At 66.5% G+C, this 14,558-nt stretch carries 17 protein-coding genes; 7 read left to right on the plus strand and 10 right to left on the minus strand.

What is annotated here, in order from left to right:
- Positions 1–179: 179 nt before the first annotated feature.
- Genes V6M49_RS00485 through bioB form a run of 6 tightly spaced genes read right to left on the minus strand, consistent with a single transcriptional unit; the run spans position 180 to position 5,943 of the window.
- Positions 180–1,430, minus strand: a complete 1,251-nt coding sequence (locus V6M49_RS00485; protein WP_332759415.1) for a cytochrome P450 — start codon at positions 1,428–1,430, stop codon at positions 180–182.
- Positions 1,427–2,104 (minus strand): dethiobiotin synthase, encoded by a 678-nt coding sequence (bioD, locus tag V6M49_RS00490; RefSeq protein ID WP_332759416.1) that lies wholly within the window; start codon positions 2,102–2,104, stop codon positions 1,427–1,429. Before bioD ends, V6M49_RS00485 begins: the two co-directional genes overlap by 4 nt.
- A complete protein-coding gene (locus V6M49_RS00495; protein ID WP_442959680.1) occupies positions 2,101–3,288 on the minus strand; it encodes an 8-amino-7-oxononanoate synthase in 1,188 nt (395 codons plus the stop codon). The genes bioD and V6M49_RS00495 overlap by 4 nt, the downstream gene beginning before the upstream one ends.
- Before the next feature lie 8 nt (positions 3,289–3,296).
- A complete protein-coding gene (locus tag V6M49_RS00500) occupies positions 3,297–4,673 on the minus strand; it encodes an adenosylmethionine--8-amino-7-oxononanoate transaminase (RefSeq protein ID WP_332759418.1) in 1,377 nt (458 codons plus the stop codon).
- Positions 4,670–4,921, minus strand: coding sequence for a biotin synthase auxiliary protein BsaP (bsaP, locus tag V6M49_RS19860; protein ID WP_442959677.1), 252 nt, complete (start codon positions 4,919–4,921; stop codon positions 4,670–4,672). Before bsaP ends, V6M49_RS00500 begins: the two co-directional genes overlap by 4 nt.
- On the minus strand, positions 4,918–5,943 hold the full coding sequence (gene bioB, locus V6M49_RS00505) for a biotin synthase BioB (RefSeq protein WP_332759419.1): 1,026 nt from the start codon (positions 5,941–5,943) through the stop codon (positions 4,918–4,920). The genes bsaP and bioB overlap by 4 nt, the downstream gene beginning before the upstream one ends.
- A 312-nt stretch (positions 5,944–6,255) precedes the next feature.
- On the opposite strand from bioB, the gene V6M49_RS00510 reads away from it, so the two are divergent.
- The 6 genes from V6M49_RS00510 (at position 6,256) to V6M49_RS00530 (ending at position 9,857) form a co-directional block, all read left to right on the plus strand.
- Positions 6,256–7,008: an SAM-dependent methyltransferase gene (locus V6M49_RS00510; protein WP_332759420.1), complete on the plus strand. Its 753-nt coding sequence runs from the start codon at positions 6,256–6,258 to the stop codon at positions 7,006–7,008.
- A 150-nt stretch (positions 7,009–7,158) separates the two neighbouring features.
- A complete protein-coding gene (locus tag V6M49_RS00515; protein WP_442959678.1) occupies positions 7,159–8,232 on the plus strand; it encodes a DNA polymerase IV in 1,074 nt (357 codons plus the stop codon).
- Positions 8,233–8,339: 107 nt separating this feature from the next.
- Entirely contained in the window at positions 8,340–8,618 is a 279-nt protein-coding gene (locus tag V6M49_RS19865; RefSeq protein ID WP_442959679.1) for a carboxypeptidase-like regulatory domain-containing protein, read from the plus strand.
- 89 nt (positions 8,619–8,707) lie between these two features.
- Entirely contained in the window at positions 8,708–9,088 is a 381-nt protein-coding gene (locus V6M49_RS00520; RefSeq protein WP_141140490.1) for a YidH family protein, read from the plus strand.
- Positions 9,088–9,423 (plus strand): DUF202 domain-containing protein, encoded by a 336-nt coding sequence (locus tag V6M49_RS00525; RefSeq protein ID WP_332759421.1) that lies wholly within the window; start codon positions 9,088–9,090, stop codon positions 9,421–9,423. The genes V6M49_RS00520 and V6M49_RS00525 overlap by 1 nt, the downstream gene beginning before the upstream one ends.
- Positions 9,424–9,683: 260 nt before the next feature.
- Positions 9,684–9,857: a hypothetical protein gene (locus V6M49_RS00530; RefSeq protein WP_332759422.1), complete on the plus strand. Its 174-nt coding sequence runs from the start codon at positions 9,684–9,686 to the stop codon at positions 9,855–9,857.
- Between the two features lie 670 nt (positions 9,858–10,527).
- On the opposite strand, the gene V6M49_RS00535 is transcribed toward V6M49_RS00530, so the two are convergent.
- The 4 genes from V6M49_RS00535 to V6M49_RS00550 form a co-directional block, all read right to left on the minus strand.
- The gene (locus tag V6M49_RS00535) at positions 10,528–10,746 is read right to left on the minus strand and encodes a three-helix bundle dimerization domain-containing protein (protein ID WP_252598706.1); all 219 of its coding nucleotides are present in this window, start codon (positions 10,744–10,746) and stop codon (positions 10,528–10,530) included.
- A 107-nt stretch (positions 10,747–10,853) separates the two neighbouring features.
- On the minus strand, positions 10,854–12,098 hold the full coding sequence (gene ligD / locus V6M49_RS00540; RefSeq protein ID WP_332759423.1) for a non-homologous end-joining DNA ligase: 1,245 nt from the start codon (positions 12,096–12,098) through the stop codon (positions 10,854–10,856).
- 107 nt (positions 12,099–12,205) lie between these two features.
- Positions 12,206–12,898, minus strand: a complete 693-nt coding sequence (locus V6M49_RS00545; protein ID WP_332759424.1) for a DUF4386 domain-containing protein — start codon at positions 12,896–12,898, stop codon at positions 12,206–12,208.
- Positions 12,895–13,500 carry a hypothetical protein gene (locus V6M49_RS00550; protein WP_332759425.1) on the minus strand — a complete coding sequence of 202 codons (606 nt, stop codon included), beginning with the start codon at positions 13,498–13,500 and terminating at the stop codon, positions 12,895–12,897. Before V6M49_RS00550 ends, V6M49_RS00545 begins: the two co-directional genes overlap by 4 nt.
- Positions 13,501–13,584: 84 nt before the next feature.
- On the opposite strand from V6M49_RS00550, the gene V6M49_RS00555 reads away from it, so the two are divergent.
- Entirely contained in the window at positions 13,585–14,487 is a 903-nt protein-coding gene (locus tag V6M49_RS00555; RefSeq protein WP_332759426.1) for an IS982 family transposase, read from the plus strand.
- Positions 14,488–14,558: the final 71 nt, after the last annotated feature.

A 14,558-nucleotide genomic window follows, 5' to 3' on the forward strand; every position in this document is an offset into this window, starting at 1 on the left:
GGTGGCCGCCAACCGCATACCCTAATAACCGACGGAAGTCACCTCCGGCTGTTCCACCGGCCCGACGCTCACACCACACTCCTGGACTCTACGGACTCGAGGGACGCATTCCGCCGGGTAACCTGCATCACCTGTCGCGTCAACAGTGCCGTCTAGAAGCAGCACGGGGCAGGAACATCTTACGAATAACGCGCAGAGTTACCTGGATTGTTCGCCACCCTGACGGTCCGGGGTGCCTGGAAGGACAGGAGCTGGATCCAATCGGGCTGGTGGTCCTGCAGGTGTACGTCTGGCAGTGCAGTGGCGGTCTCCTGGACAACTATGGCGGCCTCCAGTTCGGCGAGCTTGGCGCCGAGGCAGCGGTGGATGCCTGATCCAAACACCAGGCCCGGGGACGCAGAGGACCCCCGCAGATCCGCCTGCGGAGCCGTCCCTGGAGCCGAGGACTGGCGTTCATGCCTGGCCGGTGAGGTGATGTGGTTGCCGCTCAGTTCGAGGAGGATTTCGGTGCCGGCAGGGATCAGAACTTCGCCGAGGTTCGTGCTGTGGGCTGCCACCCGGCGCCACGTGGGGACGGATGATTCGGTGGCCAGCACGTGTCTGACCATGGCCCTGGAACCGGCGTCGGTGGCCGCGTCCTTCCAGCCCACGGGCGCGGACCCTTCCAGGAGCCGGAACAGCGTGGTGCTGATCAGTTGGGTGGTTGTTTCCTGTCCGGCGATCAGCAGGAAGTAGCCCAGCGAGCAGATTTCAGTCGTCGACAGGCCGTGGTCGGCCAGGGATTTGAACAGGTTCTGTCCGGGGGCCGCCCTGGATTCCGCAACGAGCTGCCGAAGCCAGACGTAGAAATCGGCGGCGCTGTGGGCCAGTTCGAGTTGCCGGTCTTCATCCGGCCAGCCCCAGAACAGCTCCATGGAGTCCAGGCCCCACCGCTTGAGGTCAGCAAGGTCCCGGACAGGCAGTCCGAGGAGTTCGAGCATGACGACTGCTGGGGGAAAAGCCGCGACCGCCTGAACGAGTTCCGCCTGGCCGGAAGAGTCGAGTTGGTCCGCGGCGTTCCGTGCCGCTTCCTGGGCCAGTTCCCGGATCCGTGGTTCCATGGCGGCGACTGTGGCGGGGGTGAAATAGCCCGCCACGACCTTGCGGATCCCGGCGTGCGTGCCCGTGTCGTTGCTCGCCAGCACAGGCGGCAACGCAAAGCCCACGCGCTGCAGCACCCGCAGGGCCGGTCCTTCCAGGGGCGTGACCGCGACCAGCGCATTGCCGGGGCTGAAGTCGGCAGGACGGTGCAGCACCTCACGGACCGCGTCCGGGTCCCGCACCACGAGGTACGGGCAGCTGGCGCCGCCGGCCTGTCCTGGGCTCTCAGTCTGTCCCGGACCGGGCACCAGCGGCTCAACGGGGCGGGCGGTCATCATCGCCGGGTTCATGCGGGCAGGCCGTTCAGCCAGGCAGCTGCACCGGCGCGGAAATCCGCCGGGGACAGATCCGCCGCCTGCTCGGGAAGGGCGCCGAGCAAGGGCACCCCCAGCGATCCGAGCACGTGCCGGTTGCTGTGGTGCACAACGTCCGGGTTGCGTGGCCAGCTGCCGAGCACGACGCCGATGACCTGCAGGTCCCGCGCGTCCAGCGCTTCGAGGGTCAGGGCGGTGTGGTTCAGGGTACCGAGCCCCGGCCGGGCGACGAGGACAAATGCGGCCGCGAGGAGTGATCCAAGCTCCGCCAGGGTGCCGCCGTCGGAATCCAGCTCCACCAGCAGGCCGCCCGCGCCCTCAACCAGGACGTGGTCGTGGGACGCTGCGAGCTCGTGGACCTTCTTGGCGTGCGCAGCCAGCGTTGGGAGCGGCGTTCCGTCGAGGGCGGCAGCGGCGACGGGGGCCAGCGGCTCCTGCAGGACAACTCCGGTTTCTGCTGTCACGGCGCCGGCGAGCCGGACAATCTCGGCAGCGTCGGAATCGCCGTCGGCTGCGCCTGACTGGCACGGTTTGTACACTGCGACGCTGCGCCCCGTTCCGTGGAGGACGGCGGCGAGGGCCGCCGTCGTCATTGTCTTGCCGACACCGGTGTCCGTACCAGTGACCAGGATGATGCCGGGCAGGTTCATAGAAGTTCCTCCAAAATGCCACGCAGCACTGCGCAGCTGTCGTCGATGTCCGCGCGGGTAAGGGTGGCACGGGCGGTGAGCCGCAGCCGTGAAATCCCGTCCGGAACGGACGGCGGGCGGAAGCACCCGATCCGGACACCGGCGGTGCGAGCGGCCTCGGCAGCTGCCAGGGCTGATGCGGCGGACGGCATGGCGATGGACTGGACGGCCCCCGCCGTTTGCTCGACGGCGGACCGGTCGGCCGCTGTCTGCTCGACGGCGGCGCCACGGGCTGCAAGGGCCGGGGCGAGTCCGGCGGCCAGCGCTGCCGCGTTGCTTCGGACGGATTCCGCCCGCCACGGCTCGTCCCGGATGATCCGCACCGCCGCGAGGGCTGCGGCGGCGGATGCGGGCGCGAGCCCGGTGTCGAAGATGAAGCTCCGGGCCCGGTTGAGCAGGTGTTCCCGCAGCAGGGCAGATCCCAGGACGGCTCCGCCCTGGCTGCCCAGGGCCTTGGACAGCGTCGCGGTCACGACCACATTCGGATGCCCGGCAAGGAAGGTTCCGGCCACCGCGCCGCGGCCCTGGAACGTGCCGGTGCCGGTGACCCCGAGGCTGTGGGCCTCGTCGATGAGCAGCACGGCGTCGTGGTCCTCGGCCAGGGCCAGCAGGGCAGCGAGCGGGGCCTCGTCGCCCAGGACGCTGTAGAGGGATTCGACGGCGATCAGTGCCCGCGGCTCCTGCCGGTCGGCGAGCAGCCGGCCGGCGTCCTCCACGCTGTTGTGGGTGAACGATTCGGTGCGGGAGCGGCTGAGCCGGAAACCGTCGATCATCGAGGCGTGGCAGTGTTCGTCCGCGACGATCAGGGTCCCGGGGCCGCCGAGCGCCGTGATCACACCGATGTTGGCGAGGTAGCCGGAGGAGAACACCAGCGCCGCCTCCATCCCCGCCAGCGCGGCCAGTTCCTGCTCGAGGTCCAGATGCAGCCGGGTGGTTCCGGCCACCAGACGGGAGGACGTGGCGCCCGCACCCCACACCGAAGCGGCGGCCGCAGCGGCCTCGGCAACCCGAGGGTCCGCCGTGAGGCCCAGATAGTCGTTGCTGGCCAGGTCGATGAACCGTTCGTCCGCGGCACGGGGGAGCGGGCGGCGGACCAGGCCCCGACGGTCCCGGACCGCGGCCTGCCGCTCGAGCCACTGTGTCATCGAGTTACTCATGCCTCGCCTCGGGACCGTGCGGGGACGCGCTCATGTACGACGCGCCCGTGCACTTCGGCGACGGCCGCCGTCATGCCCGCGGTGATCTGCTCAACATCCGCCGCGGTGCTGATGTACGGGGGCATGGTGTAGACGAGGTTCCGGAACGGCCGGACCCAGACCCCGTGCCGGATGGCCGCGGTGGTGACCGCGGTGACGTCGACGGCGTTGTGCAGCTCGATGACTCCGACGGCGCCGATGGTGCGGACGTCCTGCACGGCCTCAAGTTCCAGGGCGGGGGCGAGCCCTGATTCGAGGCCGGCGCCGATCCGGGCGACGTCGGGCCGCCAGCCGCCGTCGCCGATGATGCCGAGGCTGGCGTTGGCAACCGCACATGCCAGCGGGTTGCCCATAAACGTGGGGCCGTGCAGCAGCGCACCGGCCCGGCCGTCGGAGACCGTCGCGGCCACGTCTGCCGTGCAGAGCATGGCGGCGAGAGTCAGGTACCCGCCGGTCAGGGCCTTGCCCACGCACATGATGTCCGGTACGACGCCGGCATGATCGGCCGCGAACAGCTCACCTGTGCGCCCGAATCCGGTGGCGATCTCATCGAAGATGAGCAGCAGGCCATGCCGGTCCGCCACCTCCCGCAGTACTGTCAGGCATTCGGCCGGGTAGGCGTGCATCCCGCCGGCACCCTGCAGGACCGGTTCGACGATGACCGCGGCCAGCTCCCCGGAATGCGCAGCCGCGATGCCCCCGAGTTCGGACGCCCACGCACGCACGGTTTCCGGGGTCGCGGAGGCGGCCGCCGGGGGACGCGGCGCAAACACGTTGCCCGCCAGCAGGCCCGGGAACGCGGAGTGCATCCCGTCCACAGGATCACAGACCCCCATCGCCGCGAACGTGTCGCCGTGGTACCCGCCGCGGAGGCTCAGGAACCGCTGCCTCCGGGGGTGCCCGGACGCGGTCTGGAACTGCACCGCCAGCTTCAGCGCAACCTCCACGGCCACCGAACCCGAATCCGCAAGGAACACCCGCTCCAAACCCGGCCTCCCTGGCACGGAAGGGGCCATGTCCACCAGCCGCTCGGCCAGTTCCACCGCCGGGGCGTGCGTGAGTCCGCCGAACATCACATGGCTGAACCTCTCCAGCTGCCTCCGCGCAGCGGCGTCCAGCACCGGGTTGCGGTAGCCGTGGATCACCGACCACCACGAGGACATCGCATCAACCACCTCATGGCGGGTGCCGTCCTCGGCCCTAAGCCGCAGCCGCACGCCGTCGGCCGCCTCGACCTCCCACAGCGGAAGGTCCGGGGACGCCGGCGCGTAAGGGTGCCACAACCGTGCGCGGTCCCGCTGGATCAGGCCCGGCTGCGCCGAAGCTGTCGTCATGGTGCAAGCACCCCGTGGCGGGAGCATTCCGCGGTCCAGCCCAACGGAGTCACCTGGACTTTCATGCGGCGCCGGCAGGCGGCGCAGTACCGCGGCGGCTCCATCGCGAGATGCTCGCCGCAACGGCGGTGAACGCCCGACGCCGGGCTGGCGCCGCCGTCGGACGGTTCACCACAGTGCCCGCAGAACTCAACCGTGGTTGCGGTTGCTGGATCGCCGGTGGTTAACCTCGTCGAAACCCCGTTCATAGTGTCTTCTGGAGTTCCTTGATGGGCATGTTCAGCTCGACGAGCAGGTTCAGGTCGGCGTCTGCCGGGCGGCCCAAAGTGGTCAAGTAGTTGCCGACGATGACGGCGTTGATGCCGCCCATGAGTCCTGCCTTGGTTCCGAGGTCGCCGAGGGTCAGCTCCCGTCCGCCGGCGTAGCGCAGCACGGTCCGGGGCATCGCCAGCCGGAACGCGGCGATCGCGCGGAGGGCGTCCTTGCCGTCCATGATGCCCTGGTTTTCCAGCGGGGTTCCAGGGCGGGGGTTGAGGAAGTTCAGCGGGACTTCGTGGGGTTCCAGGGCCGCGAGCTGGGCGGCGAGTTCCGCGCGCTGTTCAAGACTTTCGCCCATGCCGATCAAGGCGCCGCAGCACAGCTCCATGCCGGCGTCTTTAACCATGTTGCAGGTGTCGAGGCGCTCCTCGTAGCTGTGGGTAGTGACGACCTCGGGGAAGTAGCTGCGAGCGGTTTCGAGGTTGTGGTTGTAGCGGTGCACGCCCCAGCTGGCGAGCTGGTCCACCTGGCGCTGGGTGAGCATGCCCAGGGAGCAGGCGATGTTGATGTCCACGGCTTCGTTGATCCGGTCGATCGCGAACTTGATCTGGTTCATGAGCTTGATGTCGGGGCCGCGGACGGCGGCGACGATGCAGAACTCGGTGGCTCCCGTCGCGGCGGTTTCCTTCGCGGCTTTGACGAGTTCGGGGATGTCGAGCCAGACGCCGCGGACGGGGGAGTCGAACAGGCCGGACTGGCTGCAGAAGTGGCAGTCCTCGGGGCAGCCGCCGGTCTTGATGGAGATGATGCCCTCGACTTCGACGTCCTCGCCGCAGTGCTTGAGCCGGACCTCGTGGGCCAGCTGCAGGGTCGCGGGCAGATCCTGGTCCGGCAGCCTGAGGATTTCCACCAGTTGGCTTTCGGAGAGGCCGATGCCCTGCTCCAGAACCTGCTTCCGGGCGGTCTCGAGGATGGGGCCGGGGTTGGCCTGGAGCTCTGGCTGCATCGTCATCGATAGTCCTTTGGGGGTGTATAGCTGCGGATAATGCCTCGGAAGAAACGCTAGTTCCCAGTTACAAGCGAGATTTTGTTGGGTTTCGACAAAGTGGTGAAGCTGAAGTTAGAAGGACCAATGCCCAAGAGAGGGGACGCTGGACGGAATGTCTTTGACTACCTGCAGCCGGGCAATGTGGTGATGGTGGCAGATCGGTCCGGGCTGGGCCGTAGCAGGACGTGCACTCTGATTAGTCGCGATAGGGAAATTGGAGCCGGGTAGTGCGCGAGAGCGATTGATGTTTACCAATCGGATGTTAGGTTGAGCGTCATGACTGATCCCAACACGCCACCTGCCCGTGGCGGAGCGTCCGTTCTCAGAACCAATTCGCCGATCGGACGGCAGTCCTTCGACCGCTTGATCAACGATCTCGCAACTAATCGACCACGAACGGTCTTGGATCATGGGTGCGGATGGGGTGGAATGCTCATGGACATTCTTGAGGCGATGCCGAATACCAGCGGCACGGGCATTGACATTAATGAGTCCTACATTGAGCAGGCACGCATGGCAGCCGAGCAACGGGGGCTTGCTGACCGGGCCCTATTCCAGGCGGAATCGTCTGCCGACTGCGCGGAGAGCGCTGACCTCGTGCTCAACGTAGGTTCGTACCAAGCTTTTGGGACGATCAGCGAAGCCCTGTCCCGTCTTCGCAACTCGACCGCCCCTTCCGGACGTCTAGTTTTTGGTGCCGAGATCTGGTCTGTTGTCCCAACGGATAATCAGTTGGCTCACATGTGGCCAGGGACAACAGTGGATGATGCTTTACTCCTTCCCGACCTTGTCGACAAGGTCACCAGCGCTGGGTGGCGCGTTCTGGATCTGCGGACCTCAACCAGTCAAGAATGGGAAGAATTCGAGTGCGGCCATCTCCGAAATCGGGAGCAGTGGCTTGTGACTCACCCCGAGCACGAGGCGGCGACAGAAATTCGGGACGAGTTGGATAAGGCAAGAATGATGTGGTTGCGAGGCCACCGGGACGTTATGGGCTTCGTCACCTTCGTTCTTGCCAAGGACGGGTGATCAGACGCCGAAAGACCCCTGTAATGCCGAGGTCAATCTTTGTTGTCGACGATTCCCTGGTTTAGCTGACTGCTTGTTTGGCGATGGCATCAGAGGCCACGCCCGGTGGTGACCCATGCTTGGCAGGGATGTTTAGGGCAGACTGGTGGCGTGAGCGGAATCCGGTGGGTGCTGCATGTCGATCTCGACCAGTTCATCGCGGCGGTCGAAGTGCTCCGGCGGCCGGAGCTTGCGGGGAAGCCGATCATTGTCGGCGGTCGGGGGGACCCCACGGAACGAGCGGTGGTGTCGACCGCATCCTACGAGGCCAGGGCGTTCGGTGTGGGTTCCGGAATGCCCTTACGCATTGCGGCCCGGAAAGTGCCCGACGCTGTGATCCTGCCCGTCGATCAGGAGGCTTACCTCGCGGCGTCTGAAACGGTGATGGCCACCCTGCGAGCGCAGCCCGGCGCCACCGTGCAGGTGCTGGGTTGGGATGAAGCCTTTATGGGCACTGAGACAGAGAATCCGGAAGCCTACGCCCGGCAGGTGCAGGCCGCTGTCCTGGAGCGAACGCGGCTGCATTGCAGCGTGGGCATCGGTGACACGTTGGTCCGAGCCAAGGTCGCCACCGGTTTCGGCAAGCCGGCCGGCGTCTTCCGTCTCACTGCCGGGAACTGGCTCGACGTTATGGGCAGTCGGCCCACCAAGGACTTGTGGGGTGTCGGAACCAAGGTGTCGGGCCGGCTGGCCAAGCTCGGCATCAATACAGTGGCCGAGCTCGCCGCGTCCGACCCCCAGAACCTGGTTCCGGAGTTTGGCCCCAGGATGGGTCCTTGGTACGCGGAGCTCGGACGCGGGGACGGCGCCAGCGTTGTGGACGATACTCCGTGGGTTGCCCGCGGGCACAGCCGGGAGACCACCTTCCAGCGGGACCTCACCGAGCCCGCCCAGGTGTACGACGCCGTGAGGGAGCTGACAGCGCGCGTCCTTGAGGATGTTGTGGCTGAAGGACGCCCCGTGGTTGGGCTGACTCTGAAGGTTCGGTACGCGCCGTTCGAGACCAAGAACCACGGGCGGAAGATTCCCGAGACATTCGACCGGGAGGAAATCCTCGCGAGGGCTTTGGACCTCGCAGCAGGAATCGAAGCGGGCCGTCCGATCCGACTCCTCGGCCTGCGGGCCGAAATGGCCATGCCGGACGATGCCCGAAAGGGACATACGCCTACACGAGGCGGTTGGTGAGTGAGGTGAAGTGTTCCGTCTGGGTTTTGTTGGCCGCCGTCCTGTGGTTGTGCGGGTGCACCAGTCCAAGCGGTCCGGTCACGGGGCATTCCGGGGAAGTTGCCGGGGTGGTCCTGACCGCCCCCGTCTGTCCCGTCGAACGTGTTGGCCAGGAGTGTCCACCGCGCCCAGTATCAGGGGCCGCGGTTGTGGCCTTGGACGGGGACGCCGTCCGGGGCTCAACACAAACCGATAGCACCGGTGCCTTCCATCTGACGCTGCCTGACGGTCGTTATGTGATCAAGGCGACCAACGCCGGCGGTTACGCTTCGACGGCTACCGAGCTTGTGGTCATCTCGGACAGGCCCGTTCACATCACGCTGGTTGTTGACAGCGGGATTCGCTAGGCCTGATCCGGCAGGGCCGGCAGCTGTCGGCACCGAAGCAAGCTATTCCGGCGGCATACGATGGGGAAACCCGCACCGTAAGGAGAACGATGACCGAGCCGGATCAAGGACGCGGCTGGTTGGCCCGCAGAGTGCTGCCCGGCGGCGAAGAGCCGGACCCGCGGTTCACTCTGGCCAACGAGCGGACCTTCCTGGCTTGGGTCCGCACGGCCCTGGCCTTCCTCGCCGGCGGGCTGGCGCTGGAAGCCTTCGCGATTGAGGCCTTCCCCGAACCCTTGCGCAAAGCACTGGCAATGTTCCTGGTGGCTACCGGGATGCTGATCAGTGCCGGCGCCGCAGTGCGGTGGGTCTCCATCGAGTCGAGCATGCGGCACGGAAAACCACTTCCCCTGCCGATTATTGTTCCCCTCCTCGGCCTGGGCGGCGCAGTCACTGCAGCCGTCGTGATCATCCTGATCGCGCTGAACTGATGCCAGGAGCTCCGGCTGCTCCCACGCACCAAGACCCCGGGCTCCAACCCGAGCGCACGGTGCTTTCCTGGGGCCGGACCAGCACGGCTCTTTTTGCCGCCGCGCTGGTTTTCCTGCGCTGGCTGCCTCATTACGGTTTCTGGATTCTGATTCTCATCGGGGTGGCGGGCACTATCGCGGTCAGCATTTACGCCACACAGCGCGGCCGCTATTCCGCGCGCGTGAGGGGCATCGCGGCGGAACGGTTTCACTCAGATGTGGCTGCCGTCTTCTGGACCAGCGGCTCCGTTGTGCTGATGGGGATCCTGGGCCTGATCATCCTGCTCACGGGCTAGCGTCCAGAGTCAGGATCCTCATCCCGGGGACTCAGCCGACAACTCTGGTGAGATCCGCGCCGTGGCGGCTGCCGCCGTCGTTCGCCATTTCCACTGTGGCATTGACGCCGCGGACGGCGGCACGGCAAGGCCTACGTGGCGGAGGCCTATACCGGCTGGCCTGGCGCACGCTGAGCCGCGAGTCCCGCCTCGTCCGGTCTCCCAGGGGCTTTCCTTCTGCCGGGCCGACGTCTCCGATGGTTTGCGTTGATGCTGGCGGAGTGCGAGCAGCGGAAACAGGAGCACCGATAGCATTCCGCGAATGCACCCAGCAGCATTTCGAGTCCCAGGACCATGCTGAGCACAACGAGCACAGTGAGGATGAAGATGATGGACCGGACGGCGAACTGGCCGCTGGTGTGGAGGGTCCTGGTGACCTGGGAGTGGAGCAGTGAGCGCCGTGCGCGACCCGAGATAGATCGCCAGGCCGGTCAGGAGGACAAACCCGAGAAGTACCGCTGTTGCCGGGCCCAGCTGCCGGCCGCTAAAGAACAGCGAGATCGCAACGAGGGGACCGAACTCCCCACCCGCACCGAATAGGCCAGCGCCAATGCCTGCCGCCAGGGAATTGACCCAGCCAGCAGACGCACGGTTGGCGGGCCGGCCGCGGATGCGGGCGAAATCTATCTCGTTACCGGCAACGAAGAAGAGCATGGCCAGCCCGAAATCGGCGAGCGTATCCGTGAACTGGGCGGGTGGATCCACGCCAACAGGCTGGGGCCGAGCCTGATTCCGAGGACAATTTCAAGGCGATCAGAACCATTGACGTCGACAAGCCATCCATCGGAGGTACCTCCGGTAGCTCGGCTGCTTCGAAGGAAAAGTAATCCAAAGCTACCGCCACTGTTGGGGATGGCGCCATAACAGCCACCTCCCGCTGGGACACGATCAGGAAGTCGTACTGACGATCGCGGTGGGCGAAAGCGTTAGCCCGCGGGTCCACCCGGCTCGTCCCGCCATGGCATGTTGCGCGGCCGGTGGGATCATCGGTCAGCGGAGGCGATCAGGGACCTGCGAGCGAGATGGCGCGACCCTGACCAGCTGAGGACGAGGTTCGGCGGGACGTCAGGTTTCCCTGTTCCGCCGGGAGAACTGGCGGTGGAGTTTGTTCCTGGCGCCGTGTTCGACAAGGGTCGGGATGTAGGTCCGGATCCGGCCGGCATCCAGTGTTTCGTACTCCTCTGTGACGACCCGGACAACCAGCGGCCGGGGTGCGTCGGGATAGCGTGCGGCGAGCAGGTCGCTGACTTTGGCGATGGTGTCGTGCTTCTCCGTATCTTCCATCCAACTAGTTTGATACCGGAGACGTGTGGCGTCTATCACATTTTGCTGGGATGGGGGGAGCGCTGAAGACCCGCTCGGCGCGCGCACGTCCGGTTTCCGTTGCGGTGTCAGGATCCCGGGCGCCCGGGCCACTCCTTGCCGGCCCACGGGTCGTAGTTGGCGATGAGCCCCTCCTGTGGCGGACGCTCCGAGTCGGGGACGTGCTGCAGGTTCACCCGCACCCGGTACCAGAGCGAGCTTGATCCGCGCATTCCGTCGACGAGCACGTCGGCGGGGTGCAGGGCCGGGACGAGGTCCACGTGCCGGGACTTCCACTCATCGAGTGCCGCGAGGGCCTCGGGCTTGGTCCTGGTGCGGGCAACCTCGATGAGCGGCATCAGCGACTGCCGGCGGCCGGAGCCGTCGCCGCTGCGCGGCGGCTTCTCGGCGGGGCCGAGCTCGGCCGCCAGTGCCAGAAGTCCATCGAGTGTGCCCACCGCGTCATCGATGCCGGCGTGCGGGTCGCCCAGATCGGCGAAGCGCCCGGGCACTGTGAGCACCGTGAATTGTTCCGGCCGGATGGAGCGGACCTCGTCCCAGGTGAGCGGCGTCGAGACCCGGGCGTCGGGCAGGGGCCGGATCGAGTACGCCGATGCCACGGTGCGGTCCTTCGCGTTCTGGTTGAAGTCGACGAACACACTTTCGCCGCGCTCCTCCTTCCACCACCGCGCGGTGGCGAGGCCGGGAGCGCGGTTTTCGACCTCGCGGGCGAGGGTCTCGGCGGCGAGCCGCACCTCGCGGAACGACCACTGCGGCGCGATGCGCACCAGGATGTGCAGTCCGCGCGATCCGCTCGTCTTCGGCCACCCCACCAGCCCCACGTCGTCCAGCACCTCCCGCGCGACATATGCGACATCAACGATCTGGGACCAGGCGACGCCCGGCATCGGATCGAGGTCCACCCGGAGCTCGTCCGGGTGTTCGAGGTCCTCAGCGCGCACGGGATGCGGGTTGAGGTCCAGGCAGCCAAGATTCACCACCCACGCCAGGCCCGCGGCATCCCGGATGACGGCCTCCTCGGCTGATGTCCCCGACGCGTAGTGCAGCGTTGCTGTGTCGATGAAGTCGGGGTGGTTTTCGGGCACCCGCTTTTGGAAGAACGGTTCAGCGTCGATGCCCTTCGGGAAGCGCTTGAGCACCATGGGCCGGCCGCCGGCGCCGCGCAGCGCACCATCCGCGACGGCGAGGTAGTAGCGGACCAGGTCGAGCTTCGTCAGCCCGGGCTCGGGGAAAACCACTTTGTCCGGACTTGAGATGCGTACCTCGGCGCCAGCAATGTCGAGGATTTCGGCCGGGGTCTTCGACGGGCTCATGGCGCCACGCTAGCAACGATCGGATGTCCCAGCCAGACCCGGTGCGGAATGGCTGCATCAGGAGGAACCCGCCAAAGCGGGAGCCTCGTCCTTTAAGTGCGCGCAGTTCAAAGCAGCAGGACCACGCCGACTGCCACCAGCCAAAGTGACCACACCACGTAGATCACCGGCGTCAGCGTCGCGGCCAGCTTCCAGCCATGCGGTTCGAACGATCCCACAAATTCCAGCGAGCACAGTGCCAGCACGGCACCGACCACGATCCCCACCATCCCGAGCCAGGCCGGAACGGCGGTGCTCTGGATCATGGCCACGCCGGCCAGCACGCTCCACGCGCCGCTGAACAGGTAGCCCAGATGCTCGCCCACAGCCACGCCCAGATAGCGGTTTAAGGACTGGAACACAACGTCCACTGCTTCCTGACGGGCTGCGGAGGCATCGGAGGCGGTCGCCGTACGGGCGAGATAGGGCACCAGGAACGGCCAGCGGATGAGTCCGAGGAACTGTACGACGGCGGCCAGCACGCCCGCCGCCGATCCCAGTGCCAGCAGGGTTGAGTCCGCTCCGGGCAGCGCGCCGGACAGCAGGACCGCCGCCGGCGCCAGCAGCACCGCCGTCATCGCGAACGACCACCACAGCAGCACGAGGCTTGACCCGCCGTCGCGGAAACGCTGCAGGATTTCCTGGGTGGGCTTGCGGAGGATGTCCGGATAATCGAACTTCGCGGCCAGGGCAGCGAACGCGGCATTGAATGCCAGCGGCAGGACGATCAGCAGCACGCCTGCCGCGACGGCGGTGTTCACGGCTGCGCCCCGGCAGCGTTTCCGGCGCTGGCTGAATGTCCGTCAGTTAAACGCCCGACGGCGGCCCTCACCGCCGGGGGAGCGAACAGTCCGGTTCTGGCGCCGAGAACGCGGCGGAGGACAAGGCCCGTAATGACAGTGACCACAAGCCCGCCGCTGGAGCCGAACGCGACGTAGCCGCGGTCGGCGTCGACGATTACATTGGCGGTGACCGTCCAGCCGAGGGCCCATGAGGCACCCACTGTGACCGTCCACAGCGCGGTGACCTGCCAGCCGCGGCGAAGTGCCGGGCCCTGGCCCAATCCCACGGCAGCCCCGGCAATGATGCCGGTCGCGGCCAGGGCGCCTACCGACGTCGCCGAACCCGTAACTGTGGCAGCGAGGGCGCTCCCGGCGCCCATCCCAAGAGTGCTGGCGGCTATCCAATGCCAGCTGACCGCCGGCCGCAGGGTGAGCCACTGGGCGGCGCCGATCAGGGTGCCGGCGATGGCTCCCGCCACAGCGGCCCTCAGCGGGCTATTGGCCGGGCCGACCAGCTGGAAGGCCAGCCAGCCGCCCAGCGGGAAGCCAAGGAAGGAAGGTGTCCAGCGAAGGAATGACATGGGAATCTCCTAGATGAGTAATTCCTATTGCCTAGGACGGTGGGGACGCTTTTAAAGTAGGGCGGAGAGTGTTAAACCCGGTATGTGAACCCCGAACTAAACACTCTCCTGACCACACTCTATGTCCTTCTTACCGATCGTGTCCTGCCTGATCTTGGCGTGTCACGGGACCGGCGGCCCGGGCGCAAGCCCGGGCTGTCCGATGCCGAGCTGCTCTGTCTGGCGGTGGCGCAGCAACTGCTCGGATACTCCTCCGAGACCAGGTGGATCCGGTACGCGCGGACGCACCTGACCGGCATGTTTCCTGCCATCCCGCAGCAGTCCGGCTACAACAAGCGCCTTCGGGCCGCCGGTACACTGATCTCCGCGACCATCACTGCCCTGGCCAAGGACACCCCGTCCTGGCATGACGTGCTCAGGCTTGTCGATTCCACCCCGCTGCCCTGCGGGACGTCACGGGAAACCGTCAAACGGTCCGATCTGGCCGGGCATGCCGGCTACGGCTACTGTGCTTCCCACTCCAGGTTCTTCTGGGGCTTCCGCCTGTACCTGATCAGCACCCCTGAAGGGATGCCGGTCATCTGGGGCCTGGCGAACCCGAAAATCGGGGAACGTGAAGCCACCCAGGCCCTGCTGGAAAAGGACCACCATCTGGTCCACGCAGGCCAGGTCATCCTGGGCGATAAAGGCTTCGCCGGCAAAGACTTCGAACGGTTCATCACCGACGACCTCGGCGCCCACCTCATCCGCCCCGACCGCAAGGACGAGAAGCCACGCTTCGGCAAACTCGGCGGCATCCGGCAATGGATCGAGTCAGTCTTCGATACCCTCAAAGGCCAACTCACCCTCGAAGACCACGGCGGGCGCACCCTTGAAGGCGTCAAAGCCCGCGTCGCTGCACGGCTCCTTGCCCTCGCCGCCGGAATCTGGCACAACTGGCTCACCGGCGCGCCTCGCAAGCGCTCCCTGATCGCCTACGACCACTAAATCCAATAGGACTTAATCATCTAGGAGGGCGGAAGCCCGTGGACGGATAACCTGTGGGTATGAAGAACCTG

Source organism: Pseudarthrobacter sp. (assembly GCF_036675385.1).
In the GTDB taxonomy this organism is placed as follows: Bacteria; Actinomycetota; Actinomycetes; order Actinomycetales; family Micrococcaceae; genus Arthrobacter.